At 69.6% G+C, this 19306-nt stretch carries 19 protein-coding genes and 1 tRNA gene; 18 read left to right on the forward strand and 2 right to left on the reverse strand.

The genetic code is table 11. The features are described 5' to 3' along the window. Positions 1-14: 14 nt before the first annotated feature. The 9 genes from BM396_RS19230 (at position 15) to BM396_RS19270 (ending at position 7630) form a co-directional block, all read left to right on the forward strand. On the forward strand, positions 15-899 hold the full coding sequence (locus BM396_RS19230) for a PhzF family phenazine biosynthesis protein (protein ID WP_043389498.1): 885 nt from the start codon (positions 15-17) through the stop codon (positions 897-899). Beyond that, a complete protein-coding gene (locus BM396_RS19235; protein ID WP_043389501.1) occupies positions 892-1617 on the forward strand; it encodes an NUDIX hydrolase in 726 nt (241 codons plus the stop codon). Before BM396_RS19230 ends, BM396_RS19235 begins: the two co-directional genes overlap by 8 nt. A gap of 177 nt (positions 1618-1794) precedes the next feature. Beyond that, the gene (locus BM396_RS19240) at positions 1795-2793 is read left to right on the forward strand and encodes an ABC transporter substrate-binding protein (protein ID WP_043389503.1); all 999 of its coding nucleotides are present in this window, start codon (positions 1795-1797) and stop codon (positions 2791-2793) included. A 117-nt stretch (positions 2794-2910) separates the two neighbouring features. Then, entirely contained in the window at positions 2911-3150 is a 240-nt protein-coding gene (locus BM396_RS19245) for a DUF4926 domain-containing protein (RefSeq protein ID WP_043389506.1), read from the forward strand. Between the two features lie 5 nt (positions 3151-3155). Further along, positions 3156-3512 carry a DUF6883 domain-containing protein gene (locus tag BM396_RS19250; protein ID WP_043389507.1) on the forward strand — a complete coding sequence of 119 codons (357 nt, stop codon included), beginning with the start codon at positions 3156-3158 and terminating at the stop codon, positions 3510-3512. A 263-nt stretch (positions 3513-3775) separates the two neighbouring features. Continuing rightward, a complete protein-coding gene (gene glgX / locus BM396_RS19255) occupies positions 3776-6046 on the forward strand; it encodes a glycogen debranching protein GlgX (protein ID WP_043389508.1) in 2271 nt (756 codons plus the stop codon). A 141-nt stretch (positions 6047-6187) separates the two neighbouring features. After that, a tRNA-Ser gene (locus BM396_RS19260) sits at positions 6188-6277 on the forward strand. Positions 6278-6697: 420 nt separating this feature from the next. Next, the gene (locus BM396_RS19265) at positions 6698-6859 is read left to right on the forward strand and encodes a hypothetical protein (RefSeq protein ID WP_236952879.1); all 162 of its coding nucleotides are present in this window, start codon (positions 6698-6700) and stop codon (positions 6857-6859) included. 405 nt (positions 6860-7264) lie between these two features. Beyond that, positions 7265-7630 (forward strand): c-type cytochrome, encoded by a 366-nt coding sequence (locus BM396_RS19270; RefSeq protein WP_043357149.1) that lies wholly within the window; start codon positions 7265-7267, stop codon positions 7628-7630. A 256-nt stretch (positions 7631-7886) separates the two neighbouring features. Here the strand turns inward: BM396_RS19270 and BM396_RS19275 are convergent, their stop codons facing one another. Then, entirely contained in the window at positions 7887-8240 is a 354-nt protein-coding gene (locus BM396_RS19275; RefSeq protein WP_236952880.1) for a hypothetical protein, read from the reverse strand. A gap of 144 nt (positions 8241-8384) precedes the next feature. Then, the gene (locus tag BM396_RS19280; protein WP_043356855.1) at positions 8385-8651 is read right to left on the reverse strand and encodes a hypothetical protein; all 267 of its coding nucleotides are present in this window, start codon (positions 8649-8651) and stop codon (positions 8385-8387) included. Positions 8652-8840: 189 nt separating this feature from the next. On the opposite strand from BM396_RS19280, the gene BM396_RS19285 reads away from it, so the two are divergent. The 9 genes from BM396_RS19285 (at position 8841) to BM396_RS19325 (ending at position 19259) form a co-directional block, all read left to right on the forward strand. After that, positions 8841-10139, forward strand: coding sequence for a nucleotide sugar dehydrogenase (locus tag BM396_RS19285; RefSeq protein WP_043389510.1), 1299 nt, complete (start codon positions 8841-8843; stop codon positions 10137-10139). A 101-nt stretch (positions 10140-10240) separates the two neighbouring features. Beyond that, complete coding sequence (locus tag BM396_RS19290; protein ID WP_043389529.1) at positions 10241-10810, forward strand: CoA-binding protein; 570 nt, start codon at positions 10241-10243, stop codon at positions 10808-10810. Positions 10811-11501: 691 nt separating this feature from the next. Then, entirely contained in the window at positions 11502-11963 is a 462-nt protein-coding gene (gene rplM, locus BM396_RS19295) for a 50S ribosomal protein L13 (protein ID WP_043356851.1), read from the forward strand. Between the two features lie 2 nt (positions 11964-11965). Beyond that, a complete protein-coding gene (gene rpsI / locus BM396_RS19300) occupies positions 11966-12451 on the forward strand; it encodes a 30S ribosomal protein S9 (protein WP_043356850.1) in 486 nt (161 codons plus the stop codon). A gap of 169 nt (positions 12452-12620) precedes the next feature. Continuing rightward, positions 12621-13571 carry an N-acetyl-gamma-glutamyl-phosphate reductase gene (gene argC, locus BM396_RS19305; RefSeq protein WP_043389512.1) on the forward strand — a complete coding sequence of 317 codons (951 nt, stop codon included), beginning with the start codon at positions 12621-12623 and terminating at the stop codon, positions 13569-13571. 253 nt (positions 13572-13824) lie between these two features. Further along, a complete protein-coding gene (locus BM396_RS19310; RefSeq protein WP_043389515.1) occupies positions 13825-15174 on the forward strand; it encodes a hypothetical protein in 1350 nt (449 codons plus the stop codon). Between the two features lie 73 nt (positions 15175-15247). Then, complete coding sequence (locus tag BM396_RS19315; RefSeq protein WP_043356761.1) at positions 15248-16492, forward strand: discoidin/SUN/FTP domain-containing protein; 1245 nt, start codon at positions 15248-15250, stop codon at positions 16490-16492. Positions 16493-16515: 23 nt separating this feature from the next. Beyond that, positions 16516-18171 carry a GDSL-type esterase/lipase family protein gene (locus BM396_RS19320; protein ID WP_043389518.1) on the forward strand — a complete coding sequence of 552 codons (1656 nt, stop codon included), beginning with the start codon at positions 16516-16518 and terminating at the stop codon, positions 18169-18171. 308 nt (positions 18172-18479) lie between these two features. Further along, entirely contained in the window at positions 18480-19259 is a 780-nt protein-coding gene (locus BM396_RS19325; protein ID WP_051976371.1) for a class I SAM-dependent methyltransferase, read from the forward strand. Positions 19260-19306: the final 47 nt, after the last annotated feature.

The raw sequence follows: 19306 nt of genomic DNA on the forward strand, positions 1-19306 counted from the left end.
GAAGGATGGACACGATGGCGCGCCGCTTCGTCACCCTCGACGTGTTCACCGAGCAGAGGCTCGCCGGCAATCCGCTGGCCGTGGTGCTCGACGCGGAGGGGCTCGACACCGCCGCCATGCAGGCCATCGCGCAGGAGTTCAACCTGTCGGAGACGGTGTTCGTCCTGCCGCCCACGGAGGCCCGGCACCGGGCGTCCTTGCGCATCTTCACCCCCGGCCGGGAGCTGCCCTTCGCCGGCCACCCGACGGTGGGCACCGCCGTGCTGCTGGCGCTGCAGGATCCGTCCCGGGGCGATGCCCGGGCCTTCGGCCTGGAGGAGCGGATCGGAATCGTCCCCTGCGTGGTCGAAACGCTGGCGGACGGCAGCGGCGGACGGGCGCGGTTCCGGCTGCCGATCCTGCCGGAATACCTCGGTCCCGGCCCCGAGCCCGCCTTGCTGGCCCCGCTCCTCGGCCTCAAGCCCGCCGACATCGGCACCGGCCGGCACGCGCCGAGCCGCCACGGCGTCGGGCCGAGCTTCACCTGCGTGCCCGTGGGCTCGGTGACGGCCCTCGACGCCGCCCGGCCGGCCCAGGCGCCCGACCCGAACGACGGGCTCTACCTCTACACACCCGACCCCGAGGGCACCGGCCAGAGCTGGCGGGTCCGCATGTTCGCGCCGAATTTCGGCGTCACGGAGGATCCCGCCACCGGCTCGGCGGCCTCCGCCTTCGCGGGGGTGCTGATGCAGTTCGAGGCCCTGGGCGACGGCACGCACGACGTGGCGATCCGCCAGGGTGAGGCGATGGGGCGGCCGAGCGAGATCGCGCTCCAGCTCACCATCGAGGCGGGGGCCCTGCGGAGCGTCGAGATCGGCGGGGCCGCGGTGATCGTGGCCGACGGCACCCTGCATGTCTGACGGCTTCCGGATCACACAGCTTGCCGCCGTGACGGCGCGGTTCGTGACCTACGACTGGGCCTTCCCCCGGGAGAATGCCGACGCCATCGCGGCGCATTGGCAGACCCGGATCGCCCGCGCGCCCGGCATGTTCGACGGCACCGTCCTGCTGTGCTGCGATCACGCGGTCGCGGACCGGGCCGCCCGCCTGGACCTGTTCGCGACGCGCTACGCCACCTTCACCTACTACCGGGACACCCGGCACGCCGACGCCCGCATCGCAGACGCCCGCATCGCCAATGCCTTCGCGGCGATCGTGCCCTGGACCTCGGACGGCGCCGTCCTGCTCGGCGAGATGGGGGCCCGCACGGCCAATGCCGGCCAGCTCTACTTCCCCTGCGGCACTCCGGATCCGGACGACATACAGGGCGCGCGGGTCGATCTCGCCGGCAGCGCCGCCCGGGAACTCGCCGAGGAGACCGGCCTGGCGCTGCCGGACGAGGCCGAAACGGATTGGGTGCTGCTGGAGGGGGAGGGCCAGCTCGCGTTCCTGCGGCCGGTGCGCTTCCCGGAGACGGCCGCGCGGCTCGTGGCGCGGATCGCCGACCATCTCGGCGCCGAGGCCGAGCCGGAACTCGCCGGGATGCACGTGGTGCGGGGCCGCGACGACATCGATGCCGCGCGGATGCCGGGCTTCGTGCGGGCCTACCTGGCGGACGCGTTCCCGCCCGCCCGCTGATCGGCGCGGCGCGGGGAAAGACGTTCGTCTCCCCGCGGGGGCGGCCGGATGTCATCTCTAGCATCAATCGCGGGCAATACAGATTTTCGTTTCATTGACCGCCCTCGCGGCAAGCATAAGCTCGGCCTTCCACAGAACAGCCCCGCACAACGCGGGCAGCGGATCGCGGCAGGCCCCATGCTCATCGGATCTCACGCGCGTCCCGGCGTCCGCCGGTTCGCCGGCGCGCTGCTCGCCGCCGCACTGACGCTGGCCACGACGACGCTGGTCACGACGACGCTAGCCGCGGTGGCCGCCCGCGCGGAGGAGGTCGTCCTGCGGGTCGGCGACCAGAAGGGCGGGAACCGGTCACTCCTCGAGAGCGCCGGCTCCGCGAAGGATCTGCCCTACCGGATCGAATGGTCGGAATTCCCCGCCGCCGCGCCGATCCTGGAGGCGCTCAACGCCGGCGCCCTCGATGTCGGCTACACCGGCGACCTCTCCTTCCTCACGGTCGTCGCGGCCGGGGCACCGATCAAGGCGATCGGCGGCACTAAGTCGGATCCGCGGACGCAGACGATCCTGGTCCGCGCGGATTCGCCGATCCGCTCGGCCGCCGACCTCAAGGGAAAGCGACTCGCCGGCACCCGCGGCGGCTGGGGCCAGTTCCTGATCAGCGCGACGCTGGAGAAGGCCGGGATCGCGCCATCCGAGGCCACCTTCGCGCCGCTCAACCCGGTCGACGCCAAGGTCGCGCTGATGGCCGGCTCGGTGGATGCCTGGGCGGTCTGGGAGCCCTACGTCTCGTTCGCGACGCTCAGGGACAAGGCCCGGCCGATCGCGGACGGCGCGGGCCTCACGCCGACCATCACCTTCATCGTCGCCTCGGACAGCGCCATCGCCACCAAGCGGGCCGCCCTGCAGGACTTCCTGAGCCGCCTGGACAGGGCGCGGCTCTGGTCGCTGGACCATCTCGACGCCTACGCCCGGAACACGGCCGCGCTGACCAGGCTGCCGGAGGACGTCCTGCGCGCGGCCTACACGGCGCAGCGGACGCGGCCGATCGCGCTCGACGACGGTGTCGTGACGGAGGTCCAGGAGGCCTCGGACCGGGCGACGCGGTACGGGATCCTGTCGAGGACGCTGGACGTCGGGCGGGCCATGGACCGGAGCTTCACCGCCGCGGCCTCGAACTGAGCGCGGCGCGCAGACGGGAGGAGTCTTTCGTCTTCAAGCACCCGTCATGCATGGGAAGCGCGGCCCGTCCGAGGAGCGCGGGTTGCGCGCGTCTCCGCGGTGCGCCAGGATCACGCCATGTCCTTCGAGACGATGCACACGTTGCGCAAGGCGCCGGAGGTCACGCCGCTCTTTCCCGAGCTGAGCGTGGTCATGATCCTGCGCGACGCCGTCACGGACGACGGCCTGCCCGTGCCAGCCGGTGCCCGCGGGACCATCGTGGAGGTCTACGCCGATGGCGAGGCCTACGAGGTCGAGTTCGCGAGCCCGGTTGCGGGCACGGCGACGATCCTGGCCGAAGCCCTCGCGGCTGCCTGACCTTAATGTCACGTTTCGGCGGGCGTGTGCCGGTGCCCTGCATCCCGGACGCGAAGATCGGCGGCTATCTGCTCGACGACCGGCATGCCGAGGGAGGCCCGAAAGCCGCGTTCTTTCTGTCGCGCGGCTTCACCCGCGAGGATCCCCGCAGCTTCATCGCCGCCCTGCTCGAGCATGGATGCAGCGATAATCTCGTCGCCAGCGTCGAGAACAGATTTGTCATCAAGTACATCTGCGAAGGTCCGATGCAGATGCCCGACGGATCGCGTCATCCCGTCAGATCCGTCTGGAAGCAGATCGACGACGGCGCGCTCATGGCGCTGGTCACGGCTTACCCGATCACTCCACCATCCGCGCGATGACTTCGGCATTGCCGCGCCTAAGCCCGGACGCGGCGGTCGCCACCCCGACGTGGGGCGGATCGACGTCCGACCTTCCCCTCCCCTGAAGCCGCCCGGTCCTCCCCACCGGGAACGCCGTCGCCCGGTCGCTGAGGTGTCCCGGCCTCACCGCGCAGCACCCCCGCGATTTTTGCGGCACCGCGGGAGCTTCGCTGTTTCCGGCACGTTCACCCGACGCTCCCCGCGGCGGCACGTGGCCGGGCGGGTCGCGTTCCGGAGTGTCCATGTCCTCTACTCGTCGTCCCGCATCGCAGTCCCGCGCGGCCCGCACGCGCATCCAGGAAGGCCAACCCTACCCCCTGGGCGCCACCTGGGACGGGCTCGGCGTCAACTTCGCCCTGTTTTCCGCCCACGCCACCAAGGTCGAACTCTGCCTGTTCGACGATGCCGGCGAGCAGGAGATCGAGCGGATCGAGCTGCCCGAGTACACGGACGAGATCTGGCACGGCTACCTGCCCGACGCCCGCCCCGGCACGATCTACGGCTACCGGGTCCACGGCCCCTACGAGCCGAAGGCCGGCCACCGGTTCAACCCCAACAAGCTGCTGATCGACCCCTACGCCAAGGGGCTCGTCGGCTCGATCACCTGGAACCCGGCCCTATTCGGCTACAAGATGGAGACCGGCGACGACCTGACCTTCGACGAGCGGGACAGCGCCCCCTACACCCGCCGCTCCCGGGTGATCGACCCGGCCTTCACCTGGGGCCGGCACCAGAAGCCGCTGGTGCCCTGGGACAAGACCATCGTGTACGAGGCCCACGTCAAGGGCATGACCAAGCTCGACCCGCGGGTGCCGGAAAAGCTACGCGGCACCTATGCCGGCCTCGGGACCCGGGACGTGCTCGACTACATCAAGAGCCTTGGCGTGACCTCGGTGGAGCTGCTGCCGGTCCATTCCTTCGTGCAGGACGACTACCTGCAGGAGAAGGGGCTGGTGAATTACTGGGGCTACAACACGATCTCGTTCTTCACCCCAGCCCGGCGCTACGCGGCGGTGCCGGACTTCGCGTTCTCCGAGTTCAAGGAGATGGTCTCGCGCTTCCACGGCGCCGGCCTCGAGGTGATCCTCGACGTAGTCTACAACCACACCGCCGAGGGCAACGAGAAGGGCCCGACCCTGTCGTTCAAGGGGGTCGACAATGCCTCCTATTACCGGCTCCTGCCCAACGAGCCGCGCTACTACATCAACGACACCGGCACCGGGAACACCTTCAACCTGTCGCATCCGCGGGTGCTGCAGCTCGTGACCGATTCCCTGCGCTACTGGGCGCAGGAGATGCAGGTGGACGGGTTCCGCTTCGATCTCGCCACGATCCTGGGCCGCGAGCCCTACGGGTTCGACGAGGGCGGCGGCTTCCTCGACACCTGCCGCCAGGATCCGGTGCTCAACAACGTCAAGCTCATCGCCGAGCCGTGGGATTGCGGCCCCGGGGGCTACCAGGTCGGCGGCTTCCCGCCCGGCTGGGCCGAGTGGAACGACCGGTTCCGCGACGACGTCCGCGCCTACTGGAAGGGCGATGGCGGGCTGCTGCCGGATCTGGCGGCGCGGATCGCGGGCTCGGCCGACAAGTTCAACAAGCGCGGGCGCAAGCCCTGGGCCTCGGTGAACTTCCTCACCGCCCATGACGGCTTCACCCTGCACGACACGGTCTCGTACAACGACAAGCACAACGACGCGAACGGCGAGGGCAACCGCGACGGCCACTCGCACAACCTCTCGTACAATTACGGGGTGGAGGGCCCCACCGACGACCCGGAGATCCGGGCGGTGCGCCTGCGCCAGATGCGCAACATGCTGGCGACGCTGTTCCTGTCCCGCGGCACGCCGATGCTGCTCGCCGGCGACGAGTTCGCCCGGACCCAGAACGGCAACAACAACGCCTACTGCCAGGACAACGAAGTCTCCTGGCTGGACTGGGATGCGATCGGCGACGAGGAGCGGGATCTCGCGGAGTTCACCCAGCGCCTGATCATCCTGCGCAACGCCCTGCCCATCCTGAGCCGCGGGCGGTTCCTCACCGGTCAGTACGACGAGGAGTTCGGCGTCAAGGACGTGACGTGGCTGCGGCCGGACGGGAGCGAGATGGAGGGCGAGAACTGGTCGGACGGCGAGGCCCGCGCCTTCGCGGTCCAGCTCGACGGGCGCGCCCAGGCCACCGGCCTGCACCGCCGCGGCGGGGACGCCACGCTGCTGATCATGTTCAACGCCTACCACGACCTCGTGACATTCACGCTGCCCGAATCCGTGGGAGGCGTGGCCTGGACGCGGCTCCTCGATACGAACCTGCCCGACAGCCAGGACGTGGAGAGCTTCAAGTTCGGCTCCGGCTACGACGTGACCGGGCGCTCGCTCCTGATGTTCGTGCTGAAGCCTGAGGACAGCCCCGGGACGGAGGACAACGCCATGGAGCGCTCCTACCAGCACGTCATGCAGGCCTTCGAGCGGGCGAACGTGGAGCATGTCCGCTTCCACCTCGACGACGCCCAGGGGTGAGGGACGCGGCCGGGCGGTTTTCGCATCGCCCGGCCGACTGCGCCTTGCGCCGGACGGCGCACCCGGCTAACAGCACGGCACCGCGCGGCCCTGGCCGCGCCCGGCGCGCCGCGTGTGCGCCCGGGCGCTCGGTTCGCGGACGGAGGGGTGGCCGAGTGGTTGAAGGCGCACGCCTGGAAAGTGTGTATACCGGAAACGGTATCGCGGGTTCGAATCCCGCTCCCTCCGCCACCACAAGCGCCGAAACGCGGTCTCTTCGAGCCTTCTGCGGCTGAGCGCCGACACAGCGGCTGTCGCGCGGTCACGGACCGTCGAGTTCGGCCCTCGACGTGGCGCCCCGGTGATGCGTGGCAGCGCCGATCCGTCCGGCAGGCTTGCCCCCCCGCACTCCGATCACCCGGCACGACATCCCTGAACGACCCGGCGGTCGGTGGACCGCGCGGGGCTCGCGGGCCGGGAGACGCGCCGAACCATCAGGCTTGGCCAGCAGCCGCATCGGCACCCATCCAACCGCAGCAGAGGCCGTCTAGCGCGCAGGATTGCGCATCACGTCCTCGCGCGCATGCCCGGCAGAGACATCGCGGTAACCATTCAGGCGCATTGCCCGCTGCAGCAGCCGCCGGAGCCCTTATGCCCAGCCCCCGATCGACGATGCCCCGCCCGTTGACGGCGACGCCCCGCACCCTCGAGACGACGGTTCTCGCCGATCGGATCAAGGCGCTCACGGCCTGGGATGCCGGCGCGGCGATGGCCCGAACCGCCAAGGCTGCGGATAGCGACCCGCCGGTGATCAGGCTGCCGCTGGCCGCCTAGCATCGACACGGCCCGTCTGCGCGGACCCGCCCGGCTCGCCGCGGCGGGCCTTGTCGTGCGCGCGGCGTCCAGCCGGGAAGGACGCATCATTTTCCAGCGCGGGCCGGATTATCGCCCCGCATCGGACGTCAACACTCCGACATGCCAAGTTTGGAAGCATTCTCAGATCCGCCGTTCGCCCGTCCCGCCGCCCGGGGACGCGCCCCGCGGATGCGCGCGAGCGGGCCACCGATCCGAGGCCTGCCGAGACGTGCCGAGAGCAAACCGCGGAACCGGGCATGACATCCGAAATTGTTTGATGCATCGTTCAATATAATCTGCACGCCTGCGCAGATTTTTTCCCTTGCATCGAAGAATTTTTCTGTCAGAAACGCAAAGCTTATCTGATCAATTCGGGGTCTATACATGCGTATGCTTGCACTCGGCGCCGTCCTCGCCGTCGTCATGCCCCTCGCGGCGCAGGCCCAGGAGGCCGGGGATGCGGCCGCCGGCGAGAAGGCGTTCGCTCCCTGCAAGGCGTGCCACAATTTCCAGAAGAACGGCGTGGGTCCTGACCTGAAGGGTGTCGTCGGCCGCAAGGCGGGCACCTACGAGGGCTACAACTACTCCGCCGCCCTGAAGAATTCCGGCATCACCTGGGACGAGGCCAACCTGCACGAGTGGCTGAAGAACCCGAAGGCGAAGGTCCCGGGCAACAAGATGATCTTCCAGGGCATCACGGACGACAAGAAGATCAACGACGTCATCGCCTATCTGAAGACTCAGTCGTAAGGCCGATCCGCCTTCGGAGCGGCGACACGAGCGATCGGCGCTCTGGATTCACTGATTTCACCCCGTCCGGCCGAGCCGGACGGGGATTTATTCGTCAATCTACAGTATTGAAGAAATAATCTGCCGGATTTGTCATCGCGAGAGCTTCACATCGCGAGCAATGATGGTATTCTAAAACCAGTCGCCCGACGTAACGCACCGGGCGTCCTCAACCTTCAGCCCCGCCGGCACCCGCCGCGCGGGGCTTTTTCGTGGCTCAGCGTCCGCTGCCGGAGGACAAGCTCGACCCGACGCTTCCGGAGAGCTGGCTCGGCGTTCCCAGCTGGGTGCCGTTCGGATTGGTGTCCAGGCTGAGATCGGGCGACACGAGGCCGCCTGGCGCGGGGTTCGTCGACTGGGCCGGCTCGAAGGCCTGCCGGGCGCCGGCGAGCGGAATGATGACCCGGTCCGGTCGGATCGTGGTCTCGCAGAGCCCCTGGCAGATCGGAATCGTGAGGTCCGTCTCCTGGCAGATCGCCTTCATCTCGCCCCGGACGCACGTGCAGCGGCACAGCGCCGAGGCCGGGACGGGCAGGGCCAGCAGGGCGGCGGCGAGCATGATCGTGCGCATGATGATCGACCTCAGGGCCCGCGACAGGGCGATCGGGGCTCATAGCACGTTGCGCCCCGGAGCCCGAACGCGCCGGCACCCCCGGCATCCCGCGTCGCAGCGAAGCCGGGCGAGGCTGACGCGGTCCTGAACCGCCCCGGGGAATCAGGAGACCGGCGCGCCGGTCTCCCGGATGATGCGGACGGGCCGAAAGGCGCGCGCGGACACCTCGGCCTCGACCCAGGCGCGGGCCGCGTCGGCCGCGGGATGATCGGCGAAGGCGGCCGGGCGCGGCGGCCATTCCGATCCGGACTGGACGACGTAGCCACGCATGCCCGCGGCGCACGGGCCGACATAGCCGAAAACCTTGCCGGTGCCGTCTACGAGGTCGGTGCAGTGGACCGGCCCCTCGGTCCAGCGGAGGTCAGGCATCGTCTCGCCTCATGCGCGCCCCGGGCTCGATCGGTCTCTGCCCGTCGGTCAGGTGGTCTTGGTGCGCCGCGACCGGTCGGCGACGCGCCGCGCGGGCCGAAGCGAGTCGACGCGGGCCCGGGCCGCCCCTATACGCGCCCGGCGGCCGGACCGTCATCGGCGCCTTCCGAGCCCGCAGAGGGATCCGGCGTGGCGGACAGCTCGGCAGACAGCGTGGCGATCGTCGGCCTGGGCTATGTCGGGCTCCCGCTCGCCCTGGCGTTCGGCCGGGCGCGGATCACGATCGGCTACGAGCGCGCCGCCGACAAGGTGGCGGCCTACCGGGCCGGACACGACCCGGCGGGAGAGATCGACGCGGCGGCGTTCCGGGCGGCCGGGCACCTCGCGATCACCGACGACCCGGCCGCCCTGAGCGCGGCGGACGTGATCATCGTCACGGTCCCGACCCCGGTGGACGCGGCCCAGAGCCCCGATTTCACCCTGCTGATCCGGGCCTCGGACCTCGTCGGGCGGCACATGCGGCCGGGCGCGACCGTGGTGTTCGAATCCACCGTCTATCCCGGCGCCACCGAAGAGGTCTGCATCCCCGTCCTCGAGCAATCCTCCGGCCTGCGCTGGAAGACGGATTTCTTCGTCGGCTACTCGCCGGAGCGGATCAATCCGGGCGACCGGGAGCACAGCCTCGCCAAGGTGGTGAAGATCGTCGCCGGCGACACGCCCGCGACGCTGGAGCGGCTGAAGGCCCTCTACGGGTCGATCATCGAGGCGGGCCTCCACGCCGCCTCGTCCATCCGGGTGGCCGAGGCCGCCAAGGTCATCGAGAACACCCAGCGCGACCTGAACATCGCGCTCATGAACGAGCTGTCGCTGATCTTCGACAAGCTCGACCTCGACACGCAGGAGGTCCTCGCGGCGGCGGGGACCAAGTGGAACTTCCTGCCGTTCCGTCCCGGGCTGGTCGGCGGCCACTGCATCGGCGTGGACCCGTACTACCTCACCCACAAGGCCGCGATGATCGGCCATCATCCCCAGGTGATCCTGGCGGGGCGCCGGATCAACGACAGCATGGCCGCCCACGTGGCGCGCAGCACGGTGAAGCGGATCGTCCGGCGCGGCGGCCATGCCGGGCGGGCGCGGGTCATCGTCCTCGGCCTGACCTTCAAGGAAAACTGCGCGGACCTGCGCAACTCGAAGGTCGCCGACCTCGTGCGGGAGCTGGAGGAATTCGGCTGCGCCGTGTCGGTCCACGATCCCCGCGCCGGATCGGCGGAGGCCCGGGCCGAGTATGGCATCACCCTCGTCGACTGGGCCGACCTGCCCGCCGACGCGGACGCGGCCGTGATCGCGGTCCCGCACCGGGATTATGCCCGGCTCGGGCCGGAGGCGATCGCCGCCCGGGTGAAGCCCGGGGGCCTGATCGTGGACGTGAAGGCGCTGTACGAGCGCGCGGCGTTCGCACGGCTGGGCTACGAGGTCTGGCGGCTGTGACCGTTGCCGGGCCGCCGGCAAGCATTGCGATCATCCGGACGACGAGGGGACATGCCATGGACGAGACCGGCCACGATCACCGGCAGCCCGCGCCCGGCGACATGGCGGCGCTCGCGGAGCGCCACGCCCGCTACCCCGACGCGCAGATCCGCGCCCTCCTGAACACCACGCGCACGATCGCGCTGGTCGGGGCCTCGGCGAACCCGGCGCGCCCGAGCTGGATCGTGCTGAAATACCTGCTCGACCGCGGCTACGCGGTGACGCCGGTCAATCCCGGCCTCGCCGGCCAGGACCTGCTCGGGCGCCGGGTGGCGGCCTCCCTGGCCGAGGTCCAGGCCAGCCTGGGCGACCAGCCGATCGACATGGTGGAGATCTTCCGCAATTCCGCCGCCGCCGGGCCGCTGGTCGACGAGGCGCTGGCGCTCAGCCCGCCGCCGAAGGTGATCTGGATGCAGCTCGGCGTGCGCGACGACGCGGCCGCCGCCCGGGCCGAGGCGCGCGGCCTCACGGTGATCATGAACCGCTGCCCCAAGATCGAGTACGGCCGGCTCTCGGGCGAGATCGGCTGGACCGGCGTGAATTCCCGGATCCTCAGCGCCCGGAAACCGGTGCTGGCGGCCAAGGGCGTCCAGAAGCTCACCATCGCGGAGCGGAGCCGGCGGGGCGACTGAATCCGATCCTCATACGGTCCGAGACAGCGCCCCGTGGCCAGCGCCCCATTCGCAGCGCCGCGTCCGATCGCGTTGCGACGGGCTGGAAGGAAGGCGACTCCGGTCGAGACAGCCGCGCCATGCTCCCTCTCCCGTTCGGGAGAGGGTCGGGGTGAGGGACACGACGCTTCGCGGTCGAGCGCACCATCACGGCTCGGGCAGGCGAGCCTCGTCCGGACGAACCTGATCCCTCACCCTGTCCCGCTCCCGCACGAGAGAGGGGACCCGCGCATCGCGTGGAACGGGCTCGGCTATCGCCCCCGTCTCAGCGCGATCGGGAACGATTCCCGCCGGATCGGGTCAGCCCACCCAACACCCTGATTCCGAGGCGTGAGCGCAGCGAGCCTTGAAGGAGGCCTCCGCCGCTCTGCGGCCCCTCACGATGCGGCGGTGACGGGAAGAGCCGAGCCGGCCCTCTGCGGCCCCGTGCCCGCCATGATGTGGTATTCTGATACCTTAACCGCCAAACCTCTCTGATTGCTCGCCTTTTCGCGATTTCCGATTTCGCTGTTGACCCGGCATCCGGGCCCGTCTATGCACTGGCCACCGCCGCCGCGTGTGCCCCACGCGGCGGCTCGTTTTTCGGCACCCCGATGTTCTCGGATCCCGACGCGTCGGGGCCCTGGTCCGTCGGAACCCCTGGGATTTGGCTATGAAGACCACCTCGCTGAAGCCCGCCGAGGTCGACAAGAAGTGGATCGTGATCGACGCGGAGGGCCTCGTCGTCGGCCGCCTCGCGTCGATCGTGGCGATGCGCCTGCGCGGCAAGCACAAGGCCGCCTACACGCCCCACGTCGATTGCGGCGACCATGTCATCGTCGTCAACGCGGACAAGGTGAAGTTCACCGGCCGCAAGTACGTCCAGAAGCGCTACTACTACCACACCGGCTATCCGGGCGGGATCAAGGAGCGCACGGCCAAGTTCATCCTCGAGGGGCGCTTCCCCGAGCGCGTGGTGGAGAAGGCCGTCGAGCGCATGCTGCCCCGCGGCCCGCTCTTCCGTCAGATCCTCGGCAACCTCCGCGTCTACAAGGGCTCCGAGCACCCGCATGAGGCCCAGCAGCCGCAGGCGCTCGACGTCGGCGCCCTCAACCGCAAGAACGTGAGCGCTTGATCATGGCGACCCTGCAGTCCCTCGCCGACCTCAACCGGTCGAACACCGGCGCGGTCGATCCGGCCAACGAAGCGCCCATCCACGTCCAGAAGCTGGACGCCCAGGGCCGGGCCTATGCCACCGGCAAGCGTAAGGACGCGGTCGCCCGCGTCTGGATCAAGCCCGGCAACGGCACGGTCACGGTCAACAAGCGCCCGGTGGAGACCTACTTCGCCCGTCCGGTGCTGCGCATGATCCTGCGCCAGCCGCTGGAGATCGCCGGTCGCGTCGACCAGTACGACATCACCGTCACGGTGGCGGGCGGCGGCCTCTCCGGTCAGGCCGGCGCGGTGCGCCACGGCCTGTCGAAGGCCCTGACCTACTACGAGCCGGAGCTGCGTGCCCCGCTGAAGCGCGAAGGCTTCCTCACCCGCGACGCCCGCGTGGTCGAGCGTAAGAAGTACGGCCGCAAGAAGGCCCGCCGCAGCTTCCAGTTCTCCAAGCGCTGATATCCGGTCACACCGGTGTCACGGAGAGGGCGGTTCCTGCGGGAGCCGCCCTTTCGCGTTTCGGGGTCGCGGCGCGGCCGTTGACAGGCTGCCGCACCGCGCTCACCAGTTTCCCGGCCGCGATGGCCGACTCGGGCGGCACTGCCTTTCGGAGAGAGCGAGACGGACGATGGCTGGCGACGGCGTACAGAAGCCCACCGTGTTCATCGACGGCGAGGCCGGCACCACCGGCCTCGGCATCCGCGAGCGCCTGGAGCGCGACGGGCGGGTCGCCCTGCGCAGCATCGCGCCGGAGCACCGCAAGGATCCGGAAGCCAAGCGGGCGCTCCTCGCCGAGGTCGATCTCGTGGTGCTCTGCCTGCCGGACGAGGCCGCCAAGGAGACCGTGGCGCTCGCCGACAGCCTGCCCGGTGGCGGTCCGCGCGTCCTCGACGCCAGCACGGCCCATCGGGTCGCGGAGGGCTGGACCTACGGCTTCCCCGAGCTGACCCGGGAGCAGGGGGCCGCGGTGGCCCGCGCCCGGCGGGTGGCCAATCCCGGCTGCTACCCGACCGGCGGCGTCGCGCTCCTGCGCCCGCTCGTGGAAGGCGGCCTGATCCCGGCCGATCACCCGATCAGCATCAACGCGGTCAGCGGCTACAGCGGCGGCGGCAAGAGCATGATCGAGGCCTACGCGCAGGGCACGGCGCCGCCGTTCCAGCTCTACGGCCTCGGCTTCGCCCACAAGCACCTGCCGGAGCTGCAGCGCTACAGCGGGCTGACCCGCCGGCCGATCTTCGTGCCGGCCGTGGGCAACTTCCGGCAGGGCATGCTGGTGAGCGTGCCGCTCCATCTCGACGCGCTGCCGGGCCGGCCGGCGGCCGCCGACCTGGAGGCCGCCCTGCGCGACTGGTACGCCGGTCAGCCGCTGGTGCAGGTCGTGCCGGGCGCCGCCACCGGCGCGCACCGCGAGAAGATCGAGCCGGAGGACCTCAACGACACCGACCGGCTGGAGTTGCGGGTGTTCGGCTCGTCCGAGCACGGGCAGGCGGTGCTGGTGGCGCGGCTCGACAATCTCGGCAAGGGCGCCTCCGGGGCGGCCGTGCAGAATCTCGGGCTGATGCTCGGGCTCGCCGGCTAGCCGGCGGCGGCAGACGCATCGCCCCGGCATTGCGCGCGGAGCGAAGGAATCGAGGGCCGCGCGCCGTTTGGCGGCGTGCCGCGTCCCGTTCGAGTCGCCCCGCGGGCAAGACGTCGAGGACCGTGTCGGGCTCCGCGTGAGCACGACACGGCAACGAGAGCCTCAGGCCCTCCTCGACAGAGGGGACGCCGCCGGCGAAGAGAGGGCCGTGAGGCAAGGCCCTCGAACCGCTCCCTTCGCACCGCGAGAGGCGATGAACGGCGACCTGATCGATGTGGCGTTCGGCCGGCCCTGGCGCAGCAGGGACGCTGCGGCGGACGAGACCGCCCTGCCGCGCGGCACCCTGGGCTTGCAGGTCGATCTCGGCTTTCGATGTCCGATTCGACGCGTCGAGATCGGATCCGCTTGTGCCGCGCGGCCGAGCCTCGCCCTGTCCGATGACGGACAGGTCTGGCGCACGCCCGACCTCGACGCCTCCCAGAGCGGGGCGGAGGCCGCCACCCTGATCCTCGGAGCCGGGGAGGGCGCCTGGGCGCGCCATGTCCGCGTCACCCTGGACGCGCCCGCCGGAAGCGGCCTGCCTGCGGTACAGGTCCTGTGCGCGCAGGCCGATTTCGACCTCATTGTCCTGCGGCGCGTGCTGGACGTGCCCTTCGACATGGCCGACGAGCGGCCCGGCGCGAACCCTTACGTCTCCTACCGCCTCGTCAGCGCCGAGCGGCCGCGTTCGCGCGCCCTGGTGGGGCTGGCGCTCTACGAATGCGGCGCTTTCGGCAACTGCCTGATCCAGTTGCTGCTCGCCATCGGCATCGCCCGCAACCTGAACCTGAAATACATCAAGCTCCCGGCCGCAGACCGCAGCGAAGTGATCGGGCTGACCGGCCCGCTGACCTGCGGCGGGATCACCTTCATCCCCGGCTCCGCGCCCCTGCCGGACGACGGCGCCTTCCTGTCGGGGATGTATTTCGATCTCGGGATCCAGCAGCTCGCCGGCCCCCTCGGCCCCGCCGAGACCCGGGACATCGTCCGAACCTGCATCCGGCCGCTGTTCAGCCGGCTGCCGCCGACCATCCCCGCCAAGCCCGACGACGCGCTGCTGATCCACATCCGCTCGGGGGACATCTTCAGCACCTGGGTGGCGCCGACCTACCCGCAGCCGCCGCTCGCCTTCTACCAGATGGTCATCCGGCGGCTCCTGTCGGAGGGCCGCATCCGTCGGATCACGATGGTGTTCGAGAACCGGCTCAACCCGGTGATCCCGGTTCTGGAAGCCTGGATCGCGGATCTCGGCGTCCCCCTGACGACGCAGAGCGGGACCCTCGTCGACGACGTCGCCGCGCTGATGAACGGGCGCTACCTCGTCTTCGGGCTCGGCACCTTCGGACCGGGCGTCTGCCAGCTCTCCGAGCATGTCGAGCAGGTCTTCTACTTCGCCTCCGGCTGGCCGCAGCACTTCAAGAGCATCCCGACCATCGGGCGCGTCGTCGAGGTGCTGGACGTGGCCGGCGCCTACACGAAGGTGGGCGAATGGGACAACTCCCCCGAGCGGCGCGCCCTGATGCTCGACTACCCGGCCGGAAACCTCGCCTTCGACGACGCCTGAACCCGCCGGGACTACCTTGCCGAAGCCGGCAAAACCGGTGACAAGCGCCCGGCTCATCCGTCGGAGGACAGATTTGGCCAGCGCTGACCAGCCATCGGAAGCCCTGCGCATCAACGCCTTCGACATGCACCGCGCCGAGGTCTTGATGCTGCAGCGGCGTCGGCTCCGGCCGCGCCATGCCACCCTGGTCAGCTTCGCCGCCAAGTATCACTACGTCGAGAGCCAGCGCCGGCTGGTCGCGGCGGCCGCCGCCACGGGCGATTTCGACACGATCGAGAGCTGGTCCCCCGACCGGCTGCGCGAGACGCCGTTCTACCGCGCGCACCGGGGGATCCTCGACCGGTCCCGGGGCGCCGGGAACTGGGCCTGGAAGCCCTACGTCATCGCCGAGGCGCTGGCGCAGCGCCGCGACGGCGACTTCATCGTCTTCAGCGACACCGGCATGCAGGCGGTGGGCGACGATCCGCTGCCGCCGGTGGCGCCGCTGCTCACGTGGCTCGACGGCTCGGAGCGCCGGGTCGCGGTGGGTGTGCTCCACGGACGGCCGCAGCGGGCCTGGACCAAGCGCGACTGCTTCGTACTGATGGACTGCGACGCGGAACGCTACTGGGAGGCCGACCAGATCCAGGCCTCCTGGATCGCCTTCATGGTGAGCCCCGCCACCCGCCACCTCGTCGCCGAATGGCTGCGCTACGCGGGCGATCCACGCATCGTCACCGACAGCCCCAACGCGATGGGCCTGCCGGATCTCGATGGCTTCATCGACCACCGCTTCGACCAGAGCATCCTGTCGAACCTGATCTACAAGCTCGACCTGGAGATCCCGCCGCTGCGGCAACCGTCCAAGCAGATCCGGACCCTGATCGAGGAGCTGGAGACGGACACGCTGGTGACGGCGCGTCCCTCGGAGAACATCGCGCTGGGCAAGACCTGGCGGGCGAGCTCCGCCTCTGCCTGGTCGGGGACGACCGGCACCTACGGTGAGCGCACCACCGGCGACCCGTCCTTCTTCTTTCACACCGGGCTCGACCGGAACCCCTGGTTCGTCCTCGATCTCGGCGCGGTCGAGCGGGTCTCGGAGATCCGAATCTACAATCGCTGGGGGCAGCTCAGCGAACGGGCGCAATTCATGCGCGTCTGGCTGGGCGAGACCGAGACCGATTACCGTCTCGTCTTCGATGCCGTGGACGCCCATTGCCATCCGGGCCTGCCCCTCCACCTGCGATTCGACAATGCCCGGTTCCGCTACCTGAAGATCGATCTCGACGAGGAGCAGTACCTGCACCTCGACGGGGTCGAGATCTTCGCGGCGCGCTGAGACGACAGAGCCATCAGTCCCGCATGAGCGCCCCGGCACAGGACAAACCGCTGTTTCCGTTCGGGCCGATCCTGTTCTTCGGCGATTCGGTGACGGCGGATCTGACGGCCGAGACGCCGCCGCTCTTCTCCGGCCCTCAGACGGTCGCGCGGGGGATCGGCGGGCAGTCGACCCGGGACATGGTGCGGCGGCTTCGCTCCGACATCGCGCTTTACGGCGCGCGGGGCCTCCACCTCATCGGCGGCCGCGACGATATCCTGAGCCGCGATCGGGCGCCGTCGCTGGACCGCATCGTGGCCGATATCGCGGCCATGCTGCAGGACGCACGCGACCTCTACGTGCGGACCTGGGTCGGCTCGATCCCGCCGGTGGATCCGGACGCGCCGGGCGCGGCCGGATTGCCGGTCTCGCTCATCGGGGACGTCAACGCGTGGCTGCGCGACCACGTGGGGACCTACGGGGCGCAGTTCATCGACTACGACGCCGTCCTGGCCACCGAGACGGGCGCGCTCAGGCCTGGATTCAGCGACGACGGACTCCGGCTCAACGCCGCCGGCTATGCGGCGCTCCGGGACGCGATGATGGCGGCCCTGACGGCCCCGGGTGTCGAGCAGATCTGGGCCCCGCCGGAGAGCGAGGACGCCGTACGCCGGCGCAAGTTCCTGCACCATTTCGGCTATCTCGATTCGAACACGCGCTATCCGAGCCCGTTCATCCAGTTTGCCGGCAAACCGGGTGCCAGCCATTACGGCGTGCCGTTCGACGCCGACGGCTTCCTCAACGCCGCCCCCATCGTGGAGCGCAAGCCGCAAGGCGAGACCCGGATCCTGGTCGTCGGCGATTCGACCACCATCGACGGCGGCGACATCGCCAACACCCTTCCCGGCCGCCTCGAACGGATCCTGCGGGCGGAGGGGCTCGACAGCGCGAAGGTCTACAATTTCGGGGTCATGTCGAGCTGCCTCACGCAGATGACGCACCTGATCTGGTCGCGTCTCGTGACCTACGCTCCCGACGCGATCCTCGTGCTCAGCGGCAGCACCGACCTGTTCCAGCCCTGGACCTACGATCCCCGGCCGGGCCATCCCTACAACGCCTTCATCACCCAGCGGCTCTACGACCATTTCTTCGACACGCACGATCCCCGGGCCCGCGAGGACGGCCTGTCCTACGAGGCGCTGATCACGCTGATCTACGAGGAGCTGAAGCGGCTGCGCGCCGAGGTGGGCTGGCAGAGCCCCGGCTGGGAGGATGCCATCATCCACCATTACGCGCTCGCGGCCCACCGGCTGACCAAGCTGTCGCACGACCACCAGGTGCCGATCGTCAGCGTCCTGCAGCCGACGATCCTGCGCAAGCGGCACCTCACCGAAGCGGAGCGCGGCGTCGCCTCGGGGGCGTTCCTGGCCTATCTCGACCGGCAATACGCCAAGCTGGAGGCCTTCACCGCGCAGCTCGCCGCGCGGCGCCCTTACCGGCGCACCTTCACGGCCCTCGACCTCAGCGGGATTTTTCGCGACCGGGAAGAGGGGACCTTCTACGACATCGTCCACTACGACGATCCCGCCCGCGAGATCGTCGCGACGCGGCTGGCTGTCGAAGTGCGGCGGCTGCTCGCGCAACCCCGCTCCCCCATGACGCGGGTCCGCCGCTTCCTGACGGGCGGCCGCAGGCGATAGGGCCGCCGCGGCTCCGTCTCAGCCGGCGCTCAGCCGTTGAGCGGATGACGGAGAGCCCGGTTCCCGGGGCGGGCAAACGAGGCCCCGCTCCCGTCGCCGCGGCGAACGGACATCGCCGAAATCTGCGAAGCGCAGGACATGCCACCGGCTTCCGGGCCCTGGTCGTCGGCAGGGCGGCCAGCCCTCCGAGGCCGGCAACTTCTGGATGCCGTATCTCAATTTTTTTCGCCCATTCGGAGAGTGTTTACGTTTTGCTGAGGATGGTCGATCTTCTCTAGGTTGTCGCAGTCCGAGAGGAAATCGTTCCGATGATCAGCTCCGCGGATCGGGCGGCCAAGTTCGAGCGCTTCAGACATATCCTTGAGGAGCCGTGGCACCAGTCGAAGGCAGGAACATTTCCGCTCTTCACCACCGATCGCTCCTACGATCTTGAGAATTACCAGAGCGAGAGCCAGGGCAATCTCCCCGAAATCTTCACCCACTTCGTCGAAGTCCAGCCGGACAAGCTGTTTATGGACCTCGGATGCGGATATCGAGGCGACATCCTTTTCCACAATGTTCTGAATGTGGAAGTCTACCCGAGCCGCTCGGCAGATCTCATCGTCGATCCGACCCGCCCGTACCCGATCCGATCCGAAACTCTGGATGGCATCGGCTGCTTCGCCGTCCTCGAACACACCCGACAGCCTTGGGTTGTCGTCCGGGAGATGCGGCGCATGCTGCGCAAGGGTGGGACGGTCTTCATCGACTGGCCCTTCCTGCAACCCGTTCACGGCTACCCGAGCCACTATTTCAACGCGACGCGGGAGGGGCTCAAGACCATCTTCGAGGACGAAGGGTTCGAGGTCGAGCTGTGCGACACGTTCGTCAACCAGACGGTCGCCTACACGGTCTCCTGGGTGCTGGGCGCCTTGAACCACCATCTGCCCGCCGAGATCCGGCCGGAACTGCTCAACATGACGGTCGGAGAGCTGATGGCCCTCGACGTTCAAGGGGAGCAGTGGCGCAGGTGGCTTGAGGCCTTGCCCGCAACCGCCCGGGAGGAGCTGGCCTGCGGAAACTCACTGGTGGCCAAGAAGGCAGCCTGAGCGAAGAAGGCAGCCTGAGCGAGAAGGCAGCCTGAGGCGGCCGGACC

The sequence above is a fragment of the Methylobacterium sp. UNCCL125 genome, assembly GCF_900116795.1.
Taxonomy (GTDB): Bacteria; Pseudomonadota; Alphaproteobacteria; order Rhizobiales; family Beijerinckiaceae; genus Methylobacterium; species Methylobacterium fujisawaense.

Bases quoted from the DNA above. Each gene is read 5' to 3' on its own strand.
- BM396_RS19230 (WP_043389498.1), top strand. From the start codon at position 15: ATGGCGCGCCGCTTCGTCACCCTCGACGTGTTCACCGAGCAGAGGCTC.
- BM396_RS19235 (WP_043389501.1), top strand. From the start codon at position 892: ATGTCTGACGGCTTCCGGATCACACAGCTTGCCGCCGTGACGGCGCGG.
- BM396_RS19240 (WP_043389503.1), top strand. From the start codon at position 1,795: ATGCTCATCGGATCTCACGCGCGTCCCGGCGTCCGCCGGTTCGCCGGC.
- BM396_RS19245 (WP_043389506.1), top strand. From the start codon at position 2,911: ATGTCCTTCGAGACGATGCACACGTTGCGCAAGGCGCCGGAGGTCACG.
- BM396_RS19250 (WP_043389507.1), top strand. From the start codon at position 3,156: ATGTCACGTTTCGGCGGGCGTGTGCCGGTGCCCTGCATCCCGGACGCG.
- glgX (WP_043389508.1), top strand. From the start codon at position 3,776: ATGTCCTCTACTCGTCGTCCCGCATCGCAGTCCCGCGCGGCCCGCACG.
- BM396_RS19265 (WP_236952879.1), top strand. From the start codon at position 6,698: ATGCCCCGCCCGTTGACGGCGACGCCCCGCACCCTCGAGACGACGGTT.
- BM396_RS19270 (WP_043357149.1), top strand. From the start codon at position 7,265: ATGCGTATGCTTGCACTCGGCGCCGTCCTCGCCGTCGTCATGCCCCTC.
- BM396_RS19275 (WP_236952880.1), bottom strand. From the start codon at position 8,240: ATGCGCACGATCATGCTCGCCGCCGCCCTGCTGGCCCTGCCCGTCCCG.
- BM396_RS19280 (WP_043356855.1), bottom strand. From the start codon at position 8,651: ATGCCTGACCTCCGCTGGACCGAGGGGCCGGTCCACTGCACCGACCTC.
- BM396_RS19290 (WP_043389529.1), top strand. From the start codon at position 10,241: ATGGCGGCGCTCGCGGAGCGCCACGCCCGCTACCCCGACGCGCAGATC.
- rplM (WP_043356851.1), top strand. From the start codon at position 11,502: ATGAAGACCACCTCGCTGAAGCCCGCCGAGGTCGACAAGAAGTGGATC.
- rpsI (WP_043356850.1), top strand. From the start codon at position 11,966: ATGGCGACCCTGCAGTCCCTCGCCGACCTCAACCGGTCGAACACCGGC.
- argC (WP_043389512.1), top strand. From the start codon at position 12,621: ATGGCTGGCGACGGCGTACAGAAGCCCACCGTGTTCATCGACGGCGAG.
- BM396_RS19310 (WP_043389515.1), top strand. From the start codon at position 13,825: ATGAACGGCGACCTGATCGATGTGGCGTTCGGCCGGCCCTGGCGCAGC.
- BM396_RS19320 (WP_043389518.1), top strand. From the start codon at position 16,516: ATGAGCGCCCCGGCACAGGACAAACCGCTGTTTCCGTTCGGGCCGATC.
- BM396_RS19325 (WP_051976371.1), top strand. From the start codon at position 18,480: ATGATCAGCTCCGCGGATCGGGCGGCCAAGTTCGAGCGCTTCAGACAT.